We start from the raw sequence: 20,414 nt of genomic DNA on the forward strand, positions 1-20,414 counted from the left end.
CCGGCGTCCAGAGGCGATCACAGGGCCCGCGGTATGGTCGGTTGGTGTCTGGCCTATTCCTTCTCGACGGCAATTCGCTGACCTACCGGGCGTTCTTTGCCATCCCCCGGGACATGGTCACCGCCTCGGGTCAGGAGACCAACGCTGTCTTCGGCTTCACCCAGATGCTGATCTCCCTTCTGCGGGACCACGAGCCCGACGGGGTGGCGGTGGCCTTTGATCGGCCGGGAGGCACTTTCCGCCACGACCGCCTGCCGTCCTACAAGGCCAACCGGGAGAAGCAGGAGGACAGCCTCTACCAGCAGTTGGACCTGGTTAGGGAGCTGGTTGACGCTCTGGGACTACTCGTTGCGGAAGCCGACGGCTACGAGGCCGATGATGTTATTGCCACCCTGGCCACTGTGGCCCGCGACGCCGGGCGGGACGTGACCGTGGTGACCGGCGACCGGGATAGTTACCAGTTGGTGGAGGACCCCCACGTCCAGGTGCTCTACAACAAACGGGGCGTATCGGACTATGCCCTGTACGACGAGGCCGGGATACTGGAGCGCACCGGCGTACGGCCCGCCGACTACGTGGCCTACGCGGCCCTTCGAGGCGACCCGTCTGACAACCTGCCCGGGGTACCGGGGGTGGGGGAGAAGACGGCAGCCAAGCTTGTCAACGCCTACGGAGGCCTGGACGGGATCTTCGCAGCGGCAGGCGACCAGACACCCAAACTCAGCCAGAACCTCTCCGAGAACGAGGAGCAAGCTCGTCTCAACGCGGAGCTCATGGTCCTTGTCCGCGACGTCCCTCTCGGCCTAGAGATCGGCGACCTGGAGCGGGGCCCGGTGGACGTGGAGCGGGCCGGAGGACTCCTGGGGATGCTGGAGATGGGCCGGGCCCGGGAGCGCCTGGGCAGCCTCCTTGAGGTGGGCTTTGGCGGCCTGGCAGCTGCCGAGGAGCCGTCCAGCGAGCTGGAAATCCGGCTGGAACGTTGTACCGACACCACCGCGGTGGCGGCCGCCGTGGAGGCCCTCTCCGGGGGCGTGGTGGGCGTGGCCACCGAGGCCGACCCTGCGGTGGAAGCGACCGGTCCTGGACTCGGTGGTGGTCTTGCCATCTCCGACGGGGAACGCTCGTGGTGGATCGACGAGGCGGTCCTGACAGGGGCGACCGAGGTGCTGTTGTCGTTGCTCGGCCCGGGCGGGCCCGGTGTGGTGGCCCACGATGCCAAGCCGCTTCTCCGGGCCCTCGGGCGGCGGGGGATAGTCGACATCGGTCTGGTGTTGGACACGGCCCTAGCCGCATACCTCCTCGACCCGGCCGACACGGCGTATGACCTGGGCGCGTTGCTGGAGCGCCACACGGGCCAGGTGCTTCCGGCCGCCGGCCCGCCGGACGGCCAGCTGGACCTCACCGGGGAGGCTGCCGACCCAGCTGCTGAGGCAGGAGCACGAGCGGCGGCCGCTCAGGCCCTCCACGACCCTCTCATCGCGGCGCTTGACGCCCAGGGGCTGCGGGAGCTCAACGCCACCCTGGAGGTTCCGCTGGTGGCTGTCCTGGCCCGAATGGAGGAAGTAGGCGTCGGGGTTGACGTGACCGAGTTGACCCGGCTGCGCGGTGACCTTACTGCCGACTGCGACCGTCTTCGGGGCCTGGTCCACGAAGCGGCGGGTGAGGAGTTCAACGTGAACTCCACCAAGCAACTCCGAGAGGTCCTGTTTGAGAATCTGGGTTTGACCCCGGGAAAGAAGACCAAGACCGGATATTCCACCGACGCGGCGACCCTGGAGCGGCTTCGTGACGACCACCCGGTGGTTGGGCACCTCCTGGCCTACCGGGAGGTCGAGAAGCTCCGCTCTACCTACGGTGAGGGACTTCTGGCCGAGGTGGGACCCGGAGACCGCATCCGGGCCACCTTCAACCAGACGGTGGCCCGTACGGGCCGCCTCAGCTCCGACGCCCCGAACCTCCACAACATCCCGGTTCGGACTGAGGCGGGCAGGGCCTTTCGCCGGGCCTTCGTTCCTTCACCGGGACGGTCCTTGTTGGTAGCCGACTACAACCAGATCGAGTTGCGGTGTATCGCCCACCTGGCCGACGACCCAGGCCTAATTGCGGCGTTCGAGGCTGGAGACGACGTGCACACGGCCGTGGCGTCCAGGACGTGGGGCATCCAGCCGTCGGAGGTGACTACCGAGATCCGGAACCGGGCAAAGATGGTGGCCTACGGGTTGGCCTACGGCATGGAGGCCTACGGTCTCTCCCAGCGACTGGGTTCTTCAGTGGACGAGGCGTCTGAGATTCTGGATTCTTACTTCGCCGCCTTTCCCGCTGTCCGGGCCTATATGGACCGGACAGTCGACGAGGCTAGGCAGAAGGGATACACGGAGACCCTGTTCGGTCGTCGACGGCGGATCCCCGAACTCTCGTCGCCCAACTACAACGTCCGCCAGGCGGGAGAGCGCCAAGCCATGAATGCCGGAATCCAAGGTTTGGCGGCCGACGTTTTCAAGGTAGCCCTCATCCGCATCGACGGGGGACTACGGGCCTCGGGGGCGGCCTCTGAACTGATACTCCAGGTCCACGACGAGGTAATCCTGGAGGTCCCTCCGGACGAGATGCAGGACGTGGAGGCGCTGGTCCGAGCCGAGATGACCGGCGCTTACGATCTCCGGGTCGAGTTGGCGGTGGATGTGGCCGACGGGGCCACCTGGGCCGACGCCAAGGGCTGATGGCCCAACGATGACCGACCCGACTGATGGACAGAGGACGTAGCGCGTGGCCGAGGGTGGCTCGGGACATTGGTTTGAGGAGGTGGCCGAACACCTCGGCGCCGCCTACCTCCGGTACTCGTTCACCTACGGGACGGTGAGCGAAGTGGACGCCCTGGTTGAGGCGTTAGGCCTTGTGCCCGGACAGCGAATCCTTGACGTGGGCTGTGGGCCGGGTCGCCATGCCCACGAACTAGCCCGCAGGGGACTGGAGGTAGTGGGGATCGACATTTCTGAATCCTTCGTGGCGTTGGCCCGCGAGGGAGCGCCTGGGGGTGCCAGTTTCGTGCACGGCGATGCCCGGACCATGGAGTTTGACGCGGAGTTCGATGCTGCCCTATCGCTGTGCCAGGGGGCGTTTGGCTTGGCCGGGGGCCCGGGGGTCGACCCGGCGGCTCTCGACCCCGACGGGGCGGTTCTGGACCGTATCGCCGCGGCGCTCCGGCCCGGGGGCCGGATAGCCCTCACCGCCTTTTCGGCCTACTTCCAGATCCGGTTCCTGGACGACGACGACCATTTTGACGCCGATTCAGGGGTGAATCGGGAGCGGACGGTCCTGAGGAATCAGGAAGGTGTGGAGGCCCTGGCCGACCTATGGACCAGCTGCTTTACTCCGCGGGAACTTCGGTTGCTCTGCGACCGGGCGGGCCTCGACGTCGACGAAGTTCGGTCGGTCACCCCGGGCGACTACGCCCCCCGATTGCCGGACCTCGAGCACCCAGAGTTCCTCGTTTTAGGCCGCCGACAGGCCGTTTCCGGAGCCTGAAGCCGACAGAAGGGGTTACCGGGAGTGGCCGGTAGGCTCAGCCGGTCCGAATCGCGTCCTGACGAGTTTCGGCGCTCCCGTATCCATCTACTCCCATCCGACGAGAAGAATCCGTGTCCGACCTGACCCTGACTGCACCAGCCCCCGACTCCCCGCCCATGGGGACCTTCGACGAGAGCGGTGCCTACACCCCCCGCCCCATTACCGAGAACGACCTCGGAAGCCTGACCCTGGACGAGGCGTATTCGGCCACCATGGTCGATATCCAGAACGGCCAGTTGGTCGAGGGGACGGTCGTCCGGGTCGACAAGGACGAGGTCCTGCTGGACATCGGCTACAAGTCGGAGGGCGTGATCCCGCCGCGGGAGCTCTCCATCCGGAATGGCGTGGACCCCAGCGAGATCGTTGCCGTTGGCGAGAAGATCGAGGCAGTGGTCCTCCAGCGGGAGGACAAGGAGGGCCGTCTGGTCCTGTCCAAGAAGCGGGCCCAGTACGAGCGGGCCTGGGGCAGGATCGAGGAGATCAAAGAGGGTGACGGGATGGTCTCTGGCTCGGTCATCGAGGTCGTCAAGGGCGGCCTCATAGTGGACATCGGCCTCCGGGGCTTCCTGCCCGCCTCGCTGGTCGAGTTGCGCCGGGTGCGTGACCTGCAGCCGTACATCGGCACCACGGTCGACGCGAAAATCATCGAACTGGACAAGAACCGCAACAACGTGGTCCTGTCCCGCCGGGCCTGGTTGGAAGAGACTCAGAAAGAGCAACGCGAGGAGTTCCTCCACGACCTACGCCCGGGAGAGGTCCGCGGGGGGGTGGTGTCCAGCGTGGTCAACTTCGGGGCCTTTGTAGACCTGGGTGGCATGGACGGCCTTGTCCACGTCTCGGAGTTGTCCTGGAAGCACGTCGACCACCCCGGTTCGGTGGTAGCGGTCGGCGATGAGATCGAGGTTCAGGTACTGGAAGTCGACCTCAGTCGGGAGCGGATCAGTCTCTCGCTGAAGGCAACCCAGCAGGATCCCTGGCAGGAGTTCGCTGGGGCCCACCAGGTGGGGGAGCTGGTATACGGCCGGGTGACCAAGTTGGTGCCGTTCGGCTCGTTCGTCCAAGTGGGCGACGGGATTGAGGGCCTGGTCCACATCTCGGAGATGTCGGCTCACCACGTAGAGCTTCCCGAACAGGTGGTCACCCCGGGCGAGGAACTCTGGGTGAAGATCATCGACCTGGACCTCCAACGTCGCCGGATCAGCCTGTCGATCAAGCAGGCAGCCGAGGGTGGTGTGGTGGCCGCTGAGTACCAGGAGCACTTTGGCGAGCACGCCTACGATGACGAGGGCAACTACATCGGCGGCGAGAGTTCCGAGGGCCAAGAGGCCTGGGCGGAGTTCTACGGCGAAAGTGACGCTGTTGAGGGGGCTTCGGTCGAAGAGGTGGACGCCGTTGAGGGGGCTTCGGTCGAAGAGGTGGACGCCGTTGAGGAGGCTTCGGTCGAAGACGCCGAGCCGGAGACCACCGAGGTCTGATCGGAGCGGGTCGTCTCCAGACGACTCACCCCATGCTGGAGATCGGCCTAACCAGCGGCATCGGCTCCGGGAAGTCCACTGTGGCCGGCCTGTTGGTCGATCGCGGTGCCACTCTGTTGGATGCCGACGCCATCGTCCGGGAACTCCAACAGCCGGGTACGCCGGTCTTCGCTGCCATGGTGGCCCGTTGGGGCGACGAGGTGGTGGCCGATGACGGAACCCTGGACCGCGGAGCCGTGGCCGCTCGGGCCTTCACCGACCCCGACGAGCTAGTTGCCCTAAACGCCATCGTCCACCCGGCCGTGGGAGACGAGATGACTCGTCGACGTCGTGACCTCGCGACAACCGACGACACCGTGGTCTTAGATATCCCCCTATTGGTGGAGTCAGGCCATGAGGGGCTAGGGGGTGTCATCGTGGTCGACGTGGATCCAGAGCTGGCCTTAGCCCGTCTGGTGGTCAGCCGGGGCTTGACTGCCGAGGACGCCCGCAACCGGATCGCCCGCCAAGCCTCCCGTGAAGAACGGCTAGCCCGGGCCGACCTGGTGGTCGACAACGGCGGCAGCCTGGACGACCTGGCACACGAGGTGGACCGTGCCTGGGCCTGGATCGCCACCCTGGATCGACCACCTCCCGGCCATGAGGTTCACCGGATCGGAAGCCGGACCGAGCGGAACTGAAGTCCCTAACGGCCGGGAGCCCCTTGCGGACGCTGGGTACCATGCCCCGATGGCTGATCCGTCGTTACCCGAGTCGTCCGACGGCGAAGCCACCGGTCAGGTCGGGCCGTCGCGTGGACAGGCGTTTCGCGTAGAAGCGCCCTTCCGACCGGCCGGAGACCAGCCGCAGGCCATCAGGGAGTTGGCTGACGGCATCCAGGGAGGAGAGCGGTTCCAGACCCTGCTGGGGATCACCGGAAGCGGAAAGAGCGCCACCATCGCTTGGACCATCGAACAGGTACAGCGGCCCACGCTGGTTATCGCCCCTAACAAGGCACTGGCGGCCCAGTTGGCTAATGAGCTGCGAGAGTTTTTCCCCGACAACCGGGTGGAGTACTTCGTTTCCTACTACGACTACTACCAGCCCGAGGCCTACTTGCCGACCTCGGACACCTTCATCGAAAAGGACTCGTCGGTGAACGACGAGATCGACCGGCTCCGGCACGCCACCACGGCCTCGCTGCTAACCCGCCGGGACACCATCGTGGTGGCCTCCGTCTCGTGTATCTACGGCCTGGGCTCCCCGGAGCACTACGAGGGACAGCTCCTGGTTCTGGAAGTCGGCCAGGAGGTCAACCACCGTGCCACCTTGGGGCGCCTCATTGACATGCACTACGAGCGGAACGACATGGTGCTGGAACGCGGCCGGTTCCGCGTCAAGGGCGACACCCTGGAGGTTCACCCGGCCTACGAACAGACCGCCTTTCGCATCTCGCTGTTCGGCGACGAGGTGGAAGCCATCACCGAGGTGGACCCCCTAACCGGGGCGCACCTCCGCCAACTAGACGACCTTGTGGTCTTCCCGGCCACTCACTACATGGCTGATGCGGCCAACATCCGGCGGGCCATCACCGGGATCGAAGATGAATTAGCTGAGCAGCTGGCCCGATTCGAAGCCGACAATCGTTTGCTGGAAGCCCAGCGGCTCCGGATGCGAACCGAACACGACCTGGAGATGCTGGCCGAGATGGGGTACTGCACCGGGGTCGAGAACTACTCCATGCACCTAGACGGCCGGACCTACGGCGAGCGGCCCTACACCCTGCTGGACTACTTTCCTGACGACTTCCTGGTGGTGCTCGACGAGTCCCACGTCGGCGTCCCGCAGCTCCACGGCCAATACGCCGGAGACCGGAGCCGCAAGGAGACCCTTGTCGAGCACGGTTTTCGGCTCCCGTCGGCAGCCGATAACCGGCCACTGACCTTTGACGAGTTCATGGGCCGGGTAGGCCAGGTGGTGTTTCTGTCGGCCACGCCCGGTGACTGGGAATTGAACGCCAGTAGCAGCGTGGTGGAGCAGATCGTGCGGCCTACCGGCCTAGTCGACCCCGAGGTCGTGGTGCGGCCCACCAAGGATCAGATCGACGACCTCCAGGAGATGATCGCCGGCCGGGTGGCCGCCGAGCAACGGGTGCTGGTGACCACCCTGACCAAGAAGATGGCAGAGGACCTCACCGACTACCTGGTTGAGCAGGGGATCAGGGTCCGCTACCTCCACTCCGACGTGGACACCGTGCGACGAATCGAGATCCTCCGGGACCTCCGCCTCGGCGAGTTCGACGTACTGGTCGGCATCAACCTGCTCCGTGAGGGCCTGGACCTCCCGGAGGTCTCCCTGGTGGCCATCCTGGACGCCGACAAGGAGGGCTTCCTGCGCAGCGAGACCTCCCTTGTCCAGACCATTGGTCGCGCGGCCCGGAACGTGGACGGAGAAGTGGTGATGTACGCCGACAAGGTCACGCCGTCCATGCGACGGGCCATCGCCGAGACGAAGCGTCGTCGCAACCTCCAGCAGGCCCACAACGCCAAGCACGGCATTGACCCCCAGACGGTGCGCAAGGCGGTCAGCGACATCTTGGAAATGATCCGACCCGACTCAGCGACGGCGCCTACGCCCCGCGGACGTAGGCGGAGGACCGAACGCCTGGTTGAGGACTTCGCCGAGATGGGCCACGCCGACCTCCAACGCCTGCTGTTTACCCTGGAACAGGAGATGGGGGAGGCGGCGGCTGATCTCCGGTTCGAGTACGCGGCCCGGCTCCGAGATGAGATCAAGGAAATCGAGCGGGAGTTACGGGACCTCTCGGAGGCTGTCTGAGGGGCCAGCCCGGTCCGGCAAGGCGATACCCCTGCGAAGGCCTGCCGGCATCGGGGTCCCGGCGACCCCGGCCTAGGCTCGCCGGCGATGTCGGACCGGTTGATCGTCAAGGGAGCGCGCGAGCACAACCTCCGGAACATCGACCTGAACCTGCCACGCGATCAACTGATCGTGTTCACCGGGATCTCCGGCTCGGGCAAGTCGTCGTTGGCCTTCGACACCATCTATGCCGAGGGCCAGCGACGGTACGTGGAATCGCTGTCGGCATACGCCCGCCAGTTTCTCGGCCAGATGGACAAACCCGACGTGGACTTCATCGAGGGACTGTCGCCGTCTATCTCCATTGACCAGAAGAGCGCCTCGCGTAACCCACGGTCCACAGTTGGCACCATTACCGAGGTCTACGACTACCTGCGACTCCTCTACGCCCGGATCGGCGTGCCCCACGACCCGGAGACCGGTGAACGCCTTGTACGCCAGACCCCACAGCAGATCGTGGACCGGGTTCTGGAGATGGAGGAGGGCACCCGGTTCCAGGTGCTGGCCCCGGTGGTCCGGGGCCGCAAGGGAACCTACGACACCCTGCTAGCCGACCTGGCAGCCCAGGGGTTCAGCCGGGCCGTCGTGGACGGAGAGGTCCACGAACTGGGCGACGACCTGGATCTGGCTCGTTACGAGATGCACACCATCCAGGTAGTAGTGGACCGTCTGGTCCTCAGAGACGGCCTAGAACGGCGCCTCACCGAGTCCATGGAGACCGCCCTGGCCCTAGCCGAGGGGGTAGCCGAGATCCAGGTGGTTCCCCGGGACGGAGAGGTTGACGAAGACGGGGAGCCGGTAGAACCCCGAACCATCGTGTTCAGCCAACACCTCTCGCGGCCCAGCGATGGAAAATCTTTTGAGGACCTGGCCCCCCGGAACTTCTCGTTCAACAGCCCCTACGGGGCCTGCACCCACTGCGACGGCCTGGGCACGGTGTTCGAGGTGGACGCCGAGCTGGTGGTGCCCAACCCTGACCTGAGCCTCGCCGAAGGGGCCATCGCCCCCTGGTCAGGGGGACGGAACCGGTACTTCGCCCGCCTTCTGGAGGCGGTGGCCGAAGACCAGGGCATCGATTCCGCCGTGCCGTGGCGGAAGCTGCCCGCCCGACATCGCAAGACGCTCATGGAGGGGGGTATCGGTGGCCGGGTCCAGGTCCGGTACCGCAACCGGTTCGGACGATCGCGGGTCTACTCGGCCAATTTCGAGGGCGTGATGCCCTACCTCAGGCGTCGGCACCAGGACGCCGAGACAGACGGCCAACGGGAACAGCTCGAGGGTTACATGCGTCAGGTGGCCTGCCCGGCATGTGCCGGGGCTCGTCTGAACCCCCTGTCATTGGCCGTGACCGTGGACGGCCACTCCCTGTCCGAGGTGTGTGGCCTCTCCATCGCCGAATCGGCCAAGGTACTCAGCGACCTCGAGCTATCTGACCGCGATGCCCTGATTGCCGAGCAGGTGCAGAAGGAGATCAACGCCCGCCTGGGGTTCCTGCTGGATGTGGGCCTCGACTACCTGAGCCTGTCACGCTCGGCTGCCACCCTGGCCGGCGGAGAAGCCCAACGAATCCGGTTGGCCTCGCAGATTGGGAGCGGGCTGGTCGGGGTGCTCTACGTGCTAGACGAACCGTCCATCGGCCTTCACCAACGGGACAACCGACGTCTCATCGAGACCCTAGAGCGCCTCAGGGACCTCGGGAACACGGTGATCGTGGTGGAGCACGACGAGGAGACCATCCGGGCAGCCGACCACGTGGTGGACATCGGGCCGGGTGCAGGCGAGCACGGGGGAGACATCGTCCACTCCGGCAACGTGGCTGGCCTCCTGAAGCGCTCAGGCTCGCTGACCGGCCAGTACCTCTCGGGAAAAAAGATGATCCCGGTGCCCCAGATCCGACGGTCGGCCGGTGGCGACCGCCTGCTGGTACGCGGTGCCCGGGAGAACAACCTGCGGGACCTGGACGTGGAGCTCCCCTTGGGGTGCTTTGTCGCTGTCACTGGAGTATCGGGGTCCGGGAAGTCCACCCTGATAAACGAAATCCTCCACAAGGCCCTGATGCAAAAGGTGTACCGGTCCAAGGTCCCACCGGGCCTCCACACGGCCCTGGAGGGAGTGGACGGGATCGACAAGGTCATCAACATCGATCAGACGCCCATTGGGCGGACACCCCGCTCCAATACCGCCACTTACACCGGCGTGTTCGACCACGTCCGGAAACTGTTCGCCCGGACCGAGGAGTCCCGGATTCGGGGGTATCAACCGGGTCGGTTCAGCTTCAACGTGAAGGGCGGCCGGTGTGATGCTTGCTCTGGCGACGGCACGTTGCGGATTGAGATGCACTTTCTGCCCGACGTATACGTCCCGTGCGAGGTGTGCCGGGGCCAGCGGTACAACCGCGACACACTGGATGTCCGGTTCAAGGGGCGGACCATCGCTGACGTGCTGGATATGCCATGTGACGAGGCCCTGGAGTTCTTCCAGAATCAGCCGTCCATCACGCGTCACATGCAGACGCTGGTCGACGTGGGTCTGGGCTACGTGCGGCTGGGACAGTCGGCACCCACCCTGTCGGGCGGTGAGGCCCAGCGGGTCAAGCTGGCCAGCGAGTTGGCCAAGCGACCCACCGGTCACACCGTCTACATCCTCGACGAGCCGACCACCGGCCTCCACTTTGAGGACGTCCGTAAGCTGTTGGGAGTCCTCAACCGGCTCGTTGACCAGGGCAACACGGTGATCGTGATCGAGCACAACCTGGACGTCGTGAAAACCGCCGACTGGTTGGTCGACCTGGGTCCGGAGGGCGGTGACGGCGGCGGGATGGTGGTAGCTACCGGCACTCCGGAGGAGGTAGCTACGGTTCCCGAGAGTCACACCGGGCGCTTCCTGGCCGGGATCTTGGGCTGATCAGCCGAACCACCGGGGCCGACGTTCAGGGTCACAGCGCCGAGAGATGACCCGACGGATCCCCGGTGGCGCTTTGGCCCCTACTCTCGGGGAATGGTCGAACGCCCATCGGCGGGCACGGTGCCCGATGCACCGGGCTCGTACCAATTCCGCGACTCCGAGGGCCGGATCCTCTACGTGGGCAAGGCGAAGAGCCTCCGGAACCGCCTGAACAGTTACTTCGGCCGTCGAGACCGCCTGGCCTCGCGGACGGCGAACATGCTGGACGAGGCGGCCACCGTGGAATGGATCCAGGTAACCAATGAGCTGGAGGCGCTCATGCTGGAGTTCAGCCTCATCCAAGAACACCACCCCCGCTTCAACGTGGACCTGAAAGATGACAAGTCGTACCCATTCCTGGCCGTCACCGTGGGGGACGAGTGGCCCCGGCCGATGGTCACCCGGGGGAAGCGTCGGCGGGGGGTGCGCTACTTCGGGCCCTACGGACACGCCGGGGCGATCCGGGAGACCCTGGACCTGGTGCTACGCACCTTCCCGGCCCGGACCTGCACCGACGCTAAGTTCCGCGAGCACCAGCGACTGGGTCGGCCATGTCTGCTCTTTCACATAGAGAAGTGCAGCGGCCCGTGCGTGGGCGAGATCACACACGAGGATTACTCCGAGATCGTCCGCGACCTACTGCGTTTCCTGGATGGCGACTCTGACGAGGTGGTGGCTCGTCTCCGCTCAGAGATGGCCGCGGCGGCCGATGCCCGAGAGTTCGAGGCAGCGGCCCGGTGGCGGGACCGACTGGCCAGCGTGCTACAGGCCCTTGAGAAGCAGCAGATGGTGACGTCCCGCAACGAGGACCTCGACGTATTCGGTTTGGCCGGCGACGAGTTGGAGGCCGCCGCCCAGGTGTTCTACGTACGACGGGGTCGAGTGGTGGGGCGAAAGGGCTTCGTCGTCGACCGGGCCGAAGACCTTGACCGGGGGCAGCTGGTAGCCGAGGTCCTGTCGGCTCACTACCGGGACGATCCGCCCCGAGGGGTCCCCCGGGAGGTGCTGGTGCCCGACGACCCGGAGGATGGGCCCCTGCTGGCCCGGTGGCTGGGCGGCGAACGCGAGGGGCCGGTCACCATCCGCGTCCCGAAGCGCGGCGACAAGCGCTCCCTGTTGGAGACAGTGACCCGAAACGCCGACGAAGAATTCGTACGCCACCGCATGAAGCGGGCCGCCGACCACAACAGCCGGGCGCGAGCGCTGAACGAGCTCCAGCAGGCGCTGTCGCTGCCCGAGGCGCCGCTACGTATCGAGTGCTTCGATATGAGCCACCTGCAGGGAACCGACTACGTGGGGTCCATGGTCGTCCTGGAGGACGGCCTACCCAATAAATCGGAGTACCGGCGGTTCCGGATTCGCCACGTCGACGGCAACGACGATTACGCAGCCATGTCCGAGGTCCTGACCCGCCGGCTGACCGCCTTTCTGAAAGAACGGGCCCTGCCCATCGACGAGCGACCAGGACGATTTTCCTACCCGCCCCAACTCCTCCTCGTGGACGGCGGCAAGGGACAGTTGGGGGTCGCCGAGCGGGTGGTGGCCGATCTGGGTCTGGCCGACCGGATCCCAGTGGCTGCCCTTGCCAAGCAGTTTGAGGAGGTGTTTCGTCCCGGTTCCCCAGATCCGGTCAGCCTGGATCGGGGCTCCGAAGGCCTGTACCTCCTCCAGCGGATCCGGGATGAGTCGCACCGGTTTGCCGTCGACTACCACCGCTTGTTGCGGTCCCGTCGTATGACCGGTTCGGTCCTGGACGGGATCCCAGGTCTGGGCCCGGCCCGGCAGAAGCGACTCGTGGCGGCCTTCGGTGGAGTGCGTGCCGTCCAGCGGGCTTCCCTTGACGATCTACTGGCGCTTACCTGGCTGCCCGATGCAGTGGCCGAGGCCGTCCACGCTGCCGCCCACCAGCCAGCCTGAGAACACCGAGGCGGGACGCTATCCGCCGACGATGCAGGCCACGGCGACCAGTGCGCCGACCACGCCCGCTACCTGACCCCGGCTCATCCGCTCGTTGAGGACCGTACGAGCCAAGATGACTGTGGTGGCCGGATACAGCGAGCTGAGGGCCACGGTGAGGCTGAGCAGCCCGCGGTGTATGGCCATCAGGATGGCGAGGTTGGCCGCCATGTCGAGAAGACCGGCGAAAACAATGGCTGCGCCGCCCTCAGCCCTCTTCGGGATGGGGGATCGCCCGATGCGGAGAAGCAGCAAGAGGGCTAAGCCGGCCGACACGACGCGGGCGCTAACCAGGGGCCAGGGGGTGCTGGCCTCGGTGGTGGCGTCCATAAAGATGTAAAACCCGGCGAACCCCACCCCGGCCAGAAGCGCCTCCAGAATCAGGGTGGGGGGAACACGTATGGCGCCGGCTAGACGCCAGATGCCGGTGCCGCCGGAAATCAGACCGATGGCGACTAGCCCGAGGAGCACTCCGACCACATTCACCGTTGAAAGGCGCTCGCCGTGGGCCACCCCCCACAAGACGGGGAGGACGGCGTTGCTGATGGCGGTCGTCGGCGCAACGACGGCCATCGGACCCCGGCCGAGACAGTGGTAGAGGCAGACGATCCCGACCAGGCCGAACAAACCGGCTAGGGCCCCATAAACCAGGTCCCGACTGGTCACGGCGTCGGCCATGGCCGGAGCAACGGCCAAGATCATGACCAGGCCGATCACGTGGGAAGCAGCCACCACCACCAGTACGTGGGTACGCCGGGCCGCCGTCCCGCCGAAAAAGTCACCGGCCCCGAAGAGGACGGCGGATAGGAGGGCAAGGGCGGCGGCCATGCCGGCGGAGGCTATGGCGCGGCCGACCGGAGGCCGTGGTCGTGGCCGTGTCGCGCGATGCTCGGACCGTGGATGACTACCCACCGGACCCCGACCCGTGGGAGGTCCACGCGACATGGTGGCAGGACGGCTTCACCGATGGTGCCGACGCAGAGTACGTGGAGCAGATCCTGCCCCTGGCCGCCGAGTTGCTGGCCGGCTACGACCGGGTGCTGGACGTAGGTGCCGGGGAGGGCCAGGTCAGCCGGCTGGTAGCGGCCGGTGGGGCCTCGACGGTAGTTGGCGTGGACCCCACGGCGGCCCAAGCCAGTGAGGCGACGGCTCGAGGTGGTGGACCCTCGTACCTTCGGGCCGCAGCGGACGACCTGCCCTTCGACGCAGCGTCGTTCGACGCCGTGGTGGCCTGTCTGGTCTTCGAGCACATCGAGGCCATGGACGAGGCCATCGGTGAGGTGGCCCGGGTGTTGCGACCGGGCGGACGCTTCGCCTTCTTTCTCAACCATCCGCTGCTCCAGACGCCGGGGAGCGGATGGATCGACGACCAGGTCCTAGATCCGCCTGAGCAGTACTGGCGGATAGGCCCCTACCTAGTGGAGTCAATGGAGTTGGAGGAGGTCGACAAGGGGGTCTTCCTGCCGTTCGTTCATCGGCCGCTGAGTCGGTACATAAACGCCCTGGCCGACCACGGCCTAGTACTCCGCCGGATGCACGAGCCGACCCCACCGGACGGGTTTTTGAACCGGGCAGCCGGCTACCGGGCTGCGGTCACCATCCCACGACTCCTAGTCCTCGTGGCCGATCGGACTCCTGGCGGAACGGGCGGCCCCTGAGAGCCGGGGAGGTGCCGTCTACGCTGGTCCCGTGGGCGACCTCTTGTTGATCACCGGCCTCTCGGGTGCTGGGCGAAGTGAGTTCTCGAAAGACCTGGAGGACCTCGGCTGGTTTGTCATCGACCGCCTACCCCCGGACATCAGCGCCAAGGTGGCAGCGTTGGCCATGGGTGACGGTGGGGCCTGGAGCCGGGTGGCCTTCGTGCTCCGGGCCGACACGGTGGGTGGCGAGACCCTGGGAGCGGTGGCCGAGCTGCGGTCTATCGGAGACCGGTTACGTGTGGTCTTCCTGAACTGCTCTACGGAGGCCCTGGTTCGTCGTTATGAGAGCAGCAGGAGACCCCACCCGTTTTCCGAGAACACGGGCCTTGAGGAGGCCATTCGGGCCGAACGAGAGCTAATGGAACCAGTTCGTGCTGCGGCCGACCTGGTACTGGACACCTCTGACATGAACGTGCACGAGCTCCGGGACCGGGTGTCGGCCCTCTACGGAGAGGCTGATGACCGGCCGATGCGGACCACCGTCACGTCATTCGGCTACAAGCACGGCCTGCCGCGCGACGCCGACTTGGTCTTCGATTGCCGATTTCTCCCCAACCCGCACTGGATCCCCGAACTCCGCCCGCTGTCCGGCCTAGACGGTCCGGTCCGGGAGCACGTTCTCGGTCATTCGGTCACCCAGGAGTTCCTAGATCAACTGGAGGACCTGCTGACCATGTTGCTTCCCGCCTACGTGGCCGAGGGGAAGTCCTACCTCTCGGTAGCCCTCGGGTGCACCGGTGGCCGTCACCGGTCAGTGGCCGTAGCTGAGACGGTGGCCGAGATGCTCCGCGGTCGAGGATTCGACCCTGCAGTGAGCCACCGCGACGTCGACCGGTGAGTGCTCCGGGTCGGGTCTGCGCCCTAGGCGGCGGCCACGGCCTGGCCACCAGCCTGCGAGCCATCCGGACATACGCCCAGGAGATGACGGCGGTGGTATCTATCGCCGACGATGGCGGATCCAGCGGCCGGATCCGAGCTGCGGCCGGCGGGCCGGCACCAGGGGACCTGAGACGGTGCTTTGAGGCACTAGGGGGTAGCTCGATGCTGACGGCCGAGATGGGGTGGCGTTTTGAGGGGGGCGAATTGCAGGGCCACGCCCTCGGCAACCTTCTGATCGCTGGGCTAGCTGCCGCTTCGGGCGACCTGGTGGCGGCCCTCGACGAGGTGGGCCGCCTGGTCGGATCTGTGGGACGGGTGCTGCCGGCGACAAGCCGGCCGGTCGACCTGGTCGCTGACACCGGAGACTGGGAGGTCGAAGGTCAAGTCTCGGTGCACCGGGCGGCAGGAATCGTGGAGCTACGCCTGTCGCCATCGGACGTACGGTCGCCGCCGGAAACCGTGACGGCTATCGAGGCCGCCGACCAGGTAGTCCTGGGTCCGGGCTCGCTCTACACCAGCGTCTTAGCGTCCGTTCTGGCCCCCGACGTGGAGGAAGCTCTCGCTCGACGCAGCGGGCCTCTGGTGCTGGTAGCCAACCTCTCGGCCGACGTGGAGGGCCCGTGGGCGTTAGAGGACCAGATCCGGATTCTCGCTGACCACGGGGTGCGTCCTGACATGGTCCTGGTCGACGAGTCCTACGGTGAGGACTCGGCGGGACCCGTGGTCCTCTACCGGGCCGCCGTCGCAGTACCGGATGGTGAATCCCACGACCCGCTCCTCTTGGGGAAGGCCCTGGCCCGGTGCACCGCCGCGAACTTGTGACCGTTTTCCACCATGGGAACCGTGTCGTGGGCCGTGTGACCGGCTAGCAATGTAGGGGTTCGGCGTTCCGCCCGGAGGCCCGTCGGCCGTTCTCACCAATTAGCGACGCTCCTGTCGCAGGAGGCAGCACCTTCCATGACCGTTCGTGTCGGAATCAACGGATTTGGCCGGATCGGCCGCAACTTCTTCCGGGCCGCCAGGGCCCGGGGCGCTGACCTGGAGTTCGTTGCCGTCAACGACCTCGGCTCTATCGAGACCATGGCCTTCCTGCTCGGTAACGACTCGGTCCACGGCCGCCTTGACGCAAAAGTGCGGGCCACCCGGGACGGCATTGTGGTCGACGGCCAGAAGATCCGGGTCCTGTCGGAGCGCGACCCCGGAAACCTGTCTTGGGGCGACCTGGGTGTGGAGGTGGTCGTCGAGTCAACAGGCTTCTTTACGGCTCGGGACAAGGCCGCGCTCCACCTGGCGGGCGGGGCAAAGAAGGTCATCATTTCGGCTCCATCGGGGGACTGCGACGCCACGTTCGTGGTCGGAGTAAACGATGACGACTACGACCCGGCGAAACACCACGTGGTCTCCAACGCCTCGTGCACCACCAACTGCTTCGTGCCCATGATCAAGGTTCTGGACGACGCCTTCGGGGTGGAGCAGGGCTTCATGACTACCACCCACGCTTACACCGGAGACCAGAGCCTCGTGGACGGACCCCACAGTGACCTGCGTCGGGCCCGCGGGGCGGCCGTGAACATCGTTCCGACGTCGACGGGAGCCGCCCGAGCCACCAGCCTGGTCATGCCCAAGATGAAGGGAAAGTTGGATGGCATCTCGCTGCGTGTCCCGATCCCCGACGGTTCGATTACCGACTTTGTGGGCACGCTGAGGAAAAATGCCACCGTCGAACAGGTCAACGCAGCGTTCGCCGCAGCGGCGAAGAGCGGCCCGCTGGCCAAGGTCCTCGACTACAGCGAGGAGCCGCTGGTCTCGGCCGACATCGTCGGCCGACCAGCCTCATGCACCTTTGATGCCGGCCTGACAATGGCCGTGGGCAAGATGGTGAAGGTCTGCGGCTGGTACGACAACGAGATGGGTTACTCAACGCGCCTCGTCGACCTGGTGAAGATCGTCGGCACCCGCCGCACGAAGAAGGCCCAGGCCGGCAGGCGGAGGTAGCGGACTCGCCCCGAGCGAAGATCGCCCATGGACCTTCCCCGACTAGAGGATCTCGGCGACCTGCAAGGACAGCGGGTGCTAGTCCGCTGCGACTTCAACGTTCCGATGGCTGATGGAGCCATCGTCGACGACCTACGGATTCGTGCAGCACTGCCGACCTTGCGGTACTTGGTCGACGCCGGGGCCCAGGTCACCGTCTGTTGTCACTTGGGACGCCCGAAAGGTGAACCGGACCCCGCCTACTCAATGGACCCGATCCGAAAGCGTCTGGCAGATCTGGCCCCCACAGTCGACCTGTTGGAGAACCTACGGTTTGACCCCGGAGAGGCCGCCGATGACCCATCGTTCACCGAACGTCTCATCGAGGGCCAAGACGCCTACGTGAACGACGCATTTGGGGCGTCACACCGGGCCCACGCCTCGGTAGTGGGACCACCCCGTCACCTCCCGTCAGCTGCCGGACGCCTCCTGGCCCGCGAGGTTGAGGTCCTCGGAGGACTTCGTACCACGGCCCGCCGACCCTTCGTTGGGATCATGGGCGGGGCCAAGGTAAGCGACAAACTCGGCGTGCTCGAGGCGCTTCTCGATGTGGTCGATGAGCTGATCGTGGGCGGCGGGATGTGCTTCACCTTTCTGGCCGCCCGGGGAGCGACCGTGGGCTCGTCGCTCCTGGAGGAGGACATGGTCGACACCTGTGCCCGCCTCCTGGACTCCGGCGCCCCGATCCGCCTTCCGCTGGACATCACGGCCCTCGGACCGGGGGGCCGTGTCGGTGACCCGTCCGCCGGTGGAGAGGTACGACAGGTCGGAACATCGATTCCGGACGGATGGATGGGTCTGGACATTGGTCCCGGATCGGCCGTCGAGTTCTGTGATCTGATCGCCGAGGCCCGGACCGTTCTGTGGAATGGTCCGATGGGGGTGTTTGAGGATGAGCGGTTCGCTGCCGGGACGAGGACGGTGGCCGAGGCGGTGGCTGACTGCCGGGGCTTCACCGTGGTCGGTGGCGGTGACAGCGCGGCGGCGACCCGCCTCTTTGGGCTGGACGGACGCATGGACCACGTGTCGACCGGTGGCGGCGCGGCGCTGGAATTGATCGAACGGGGCGACCTGCCGGGGCTGGCGGCCCTGCGCGGGGAGCGGTAGCGAGACAGGGGAGTAGCCATGACCAGTCGCAAGCCGCTGATCAGCGGGAACTGGAAGATGCACCACAACCACTTCGAGGCCATCCAGATGGTCCAGAAGTTGTCGTATCTACTGTCGGCTAACGACTACGACGCGGTCGACGTGTCGATCCATCCACCGTTCACCGACCTGCGGTCGATCCAAACGGTGCTGGAGTCAGACGAGATCCCAGTGGCCCTCGGTGCCCAACACTGCCACTGGGAGGAGAAAGGGGCATTTACCGGCGAGGTGTCACCGGCCATGCTCGCCAAGCTGAACGTGTCCCTGGTGGTCGTCGGCCACTCGGAACGCCGAGAACTGTTCGGCGAGACGGACGACGATGTGAAACGCAAGGTTGAGGCGATCCTTGCTGCCGGGATGACGCCCATCATGTGCTGCGGCGAGACCCTCGAGGAACGGGAGGCCGGACAGGCGAAGGCCAAGGTTGAGCATCAGGTGCTAGCTGGCCTGGCCGGGCTGAAGGCCCCGCAAGTGGCGGACCTTGTGGTGGCCTATGAGCCCATCTGGGCCATCGGGACCGGCCAGACGGCCACCCCCGAGGATGCTCAGGAGATGTGCGGGACCATCCGGAGCGTGGTGCGCTCCAGGTGGGGGGCTGAGGCGGCTGACAGCATCCGTATCCAGTACGGCGGTTCGGTCAAACCGGTCAATGCTCCTGACCTGATGCGGCAATCCGACATCGACGGCGCACTGGTTGGAGGGGCTTCGCTGGATGCTGACGAGTTCGCCCGGATCATCGCCTACCGACTGGTCGGGTGACCGTCCGGCCACCGATAGCCTTCAGCCCACCATGTTCGTAATCGTTGCCATCGTTCAGGCTCTCTCGGGGCTCGGCCTGATCTTTCTCGTGCTGCTTCACAGCGGGAAGGGAGGCGGCTTGTCCGACATGTTCGGCGGGGGTATCGGCGCCCAGACCGCCGGTTCGACTGTGGTGGAACAGAATCTGGACCGGATAACCGTGCTAACGGCCCTGGTCTTTGCCTTCACCACAATCACCCTGGGCCTCCTCTTCTAGCAGCCGTCAGGCCCTGTTGGCCCTGCGGGGCACGGTAGAGCGACCGGTAGATTGGCCGCCGTTCCGGATAAGTCCGGAAGCCACGTCGGAGTGGCGGAATTGGCAGACGCGCCAGCTTGAGGGGCTGGTGCCCGCAAGGGCGTGGGGGTTCAAGTCCCCCCTCCGACACGACTAGAACCGCTATTTCATAGGGTTCGCTGCTCGTTTACGGGCAGCGGAGTTTCATTGTGTCTGCCGGTCTAGAACGCCTTGCCGTAGTCGACCGTGTACCAACGCTCCGGCGTGAGCCGATAGAGCTTGCTGCTGCCTTCGCTGTCGGCGTTGGCCGCGAGGTACATGTCGCCGAACTCCGGGCCGAGGTAGCGGTACGCCATGTGCTTCGACGCCTCGGGCGTGCTGTCTTCGACCTCCCGAAGGGTGCCGGTGACGGTGACGTACTTGTAGGGCGGCGTCTCGGTCTGGGCACACAGCGAGAACTGGCCGGTCGCCTCGAGACCCTTGCCCTTGATCGACTCGGGGCTGGTCAGCAGCCACACATCGCCGCCGGGTTCGTAGTCGTACCAAATCGGCACGGCGAGCGGGATGTCGCCGTGGTTGACGCCGAGCACACCCACGTGCAGGTCGGCGAGGAACACCTCACGTTCTTCCTTGGTCATCTTCATAGACATGGACGCCAGTCTGGCCGAACCAATCCCTCTAGGGAGCCACGGGGGTGACACACCCTGACGTCACACCCGCCTGGAACAATGGGGAGATGACACCAGAGAACGTGGTCGGGGGCGTTCAAGTCCCCCGCCCTTTACGCAGAGTGGCCGCCCCATGCTGTCCGCTGTGTAGCATGGT

16 protein-coding genes and 1 tRNA gene are annotated in these 20,414 nt (G+C 65.9%); 15 read left to right on the forward strand and 2 right to left on the reverse strand.

Annotation, left to right across the window (positions count from 1 at the left end; genetic code table 11):
* Nucleotides 1–44: 44 nt before the first annotated feature.
* The 7 genes from polA (at nt 45) to uvrC (ending at nt 12,758) form a co-directional block, all read left to right on the forward strand.
* Nucleotides 45–2,720, forward strand: coding sequence for a DNA polymerase I (gene polA, locus MK181_07980; GenBank protein ID MCH2419739.1), 2,676 nt, complete (start codon nt 45–47; stop codon nt 2,718–2,720).
* Between the two features lie 46 nt (nt 2,721–2,766).
* Nucleotides 2,767–3,525: a class I SAM-dependent methyltransferase gene (locus MK181_07985; protein ID MCH2419740.1), complete on the forward strand. Its 759-nt coding sequence runs from the start codon at nt 2,767–2,769 to the stop codon at nt 3,523–3,525.
* A 158-nt stretch (nt 3,526–3,683) separates the two neighbouring features.
* Complete coding sequence (gene rpsA / locus MK181_07990; protein MCH2419741.1) at nt 3,684–5,042, forward strand: 30S ribosomal protein S1; 1,359 nt, start codon at nt 3,684–3,686, stop codon at nt 5,040–5,042.
* 32 nt (nt 5,043–5,074) lie between these two features.
* Nucleotides 5,075–5,722, forward strand: coding sequence for a dephospho-CoA kinase (gene coaE, locus MK181_07995; protein MCH2419742.1), 648 nt, complete (start codon nt 5,075–5,077; stop codon nt 5,720–5,722).
* A gap of 49 nt (nt 5,723–5,771) precedes the next feature.
* The gene (uvrB, locus tag MK181_08000) at nt 5,772–7,859 is read left to right on the forward strand and encodes an excinuclease ABC subunit UvrB (protein ID MCH2419743.1); all 2,088 of its coding nucleotides are present in this window, start codon (nt 5,772–5,774) and stop codon (nt 7,857–7,859) included.
* Between the two features lie 87 nt (nt 7,860–7,946).
* A complete protein-coding gene (gene uvrA / locus MK181_08005) occupies nt 7,947–10,802 on the forward strand; it encodes an excinuclease ABC subunit UvrA (GenBank protein MCH2419744.1) in 2,856 nt (951 codons plus the stop codon).
* A 93-nt stretch (nt 10,803–10,895) separates the two neighbouring features.
* Entirely contained in the window at nt 10,896–12,758 is a 1,863-nt protein-coding gene (uvrC, locus tag MK181_08010) for an excinuclease ABC subunit UvrC (protein ID MCH2419745.1), read from the forward strand.
* A gap of 18 nt (nt 12,759–12,776) precedes the next feature.
* On the opposite strand, the gene MK181_08015 is transcribed toward uvrC, so the two are convergent.
* A complete protein-coding gene (locus tag MK181_08015) occupies nt 12,777–13,625 on the reverse strand; it encodes a DMT family transporter (GenBank protein MCH2419746.1) in 849 nt (282 codons plus the stop codon).
* A 68-nt stretch (nt 13,626–13,693) separates the two neighbouring features.
* Here MK181_08015 and MK181_08020 point away from each other — a divergent pair, with 68 nt between their 5' ends.
* The 8 genes from MK181_08020 (at nt 13,694) to MK181_08055 (ending at nt 19,739) form a co-directional block, all read left to right on the forward strand.
* Nucleotides 13,694–14,455 carry a class I SAM-dependent methyltransferase gene (locus MK181_08020; protein MCH2419747.1) on the forward strand — a complete coding sequence of 254 codons (762 nt, stop codon included), beginning with the start codon at nt 13,694–13,696 and terminating at the stop codon, nt 14,453–14,455.
* Between the two features lie 31 nt (nt 14,456–14,486).
* Nucleotides 14,487–15,335 (forward strand): RNase adapter RapZ, encoded by an 849-nt coding sequence (gene rapZ, locus MK181_08025; protein ID MCH2419748.1) that lies wholly within the window; start codon nt 14,487–14,489, stop codon nt 15,333–15,335.
* Nucleotides 15,332–16,198 carry a YvcK family protein gene (locus MK181_08030; GenBank protein ID MCH2419749.1) on the forward strand — a complete coding sequence of 289 codons (867 nt, stop codon included), beginning with the start codon at nt 15,332–15,334 and terminating at the stop codon, nt 16,196–16,198. The genes rapZ and MK181_08030 overlap by 4 nt, the downstream gene beginning before the upstream one ends.
* A 135-nt stretch (nt 16,199–16,333) precedes the next feature.
* Nucleotides 16,334–17,371 carry a type I glyceraldehyde-3-phosphate dehydrogenase gene (gene gap / locus MK181_08035; GenBank protein ID MCH2419750.1) on the forward strand — a complete coding sequence of 346 codons (1,038 nt, stop codon included), beginning with the start codon at nt 16,334–16,336 and terminating at the stop codon, nt 17,369–17,371.
* A gap of 27 nt (nt 17,372–17,398) precedes the next feature.
* A complete protein-coding gene (locus MK181_08040; protein MCH2419751.1) occupies nt 17,399–18,517 on the forward strand; it encodes a phosphoglycerate kinase in 1,119 nt (372 codons plus the stop codon).
* 18 nt (nt 18,518–18,535) lie between these two features.
* A complete protein-coding gene (gene tpiA / locus MK181_08045; GenBank protein ID MCH2419752.1) occupies nt 18,536–19,315 on the forward strand; it encodes a triose-phosphate isomerase in 780 nt (259 codons plus the stop codon).
* A 31-nt stretch (nt 19,316–19,346) separates the two neighbouring features.
* Nucleotides 19,347–19,571: a preprotein translocase subunit SecG gene (gene secG, locus MK181_08050; GenBank protein MCH2419753.1), complete on the forward strand. Its 225-nt coding sequence runs from the start codon at nt 19,347–19,349 to the stop codon at nt 19,569–19,571.
* An 84-nt stretch (nt 19,572–19,655) separates the two neighbouring features.
* Nucleotides 19,656–19,739: transfer RNA gene (locus tag MK181_08055), tRNA-Leu, on the forward strand.
* A 71-nt stretch (nt 19,740–19,810) separates the two neighbouring features.
* On the opposite strand, the gene MK181_08060 is transcribed toward MK181_08055, so the two are convergent.
* On the reverse strand, nt 19,811–20,233 hold the full coding sequence (locus tag MK181_08060) for a pyridoxamine 5'-phosphate oxidase family protein (GenBank protein MCH2419754.1): 423 nt from the start codon (nt 20,231–20,233) through the stop codon (nt 19,811–19,813).
* Nucleotides 20,234–20,414: the final 181 nt, after the last annotated feature.

It is taken from the genome of Acidimicrobiales bacterium, from assembly GCA_022452035.1.
GTDB lineage: Bacteria > Actinomycetota > Acidimicrobiia > Acidimicrobiales > MedAcidi-G1 > UBA9410.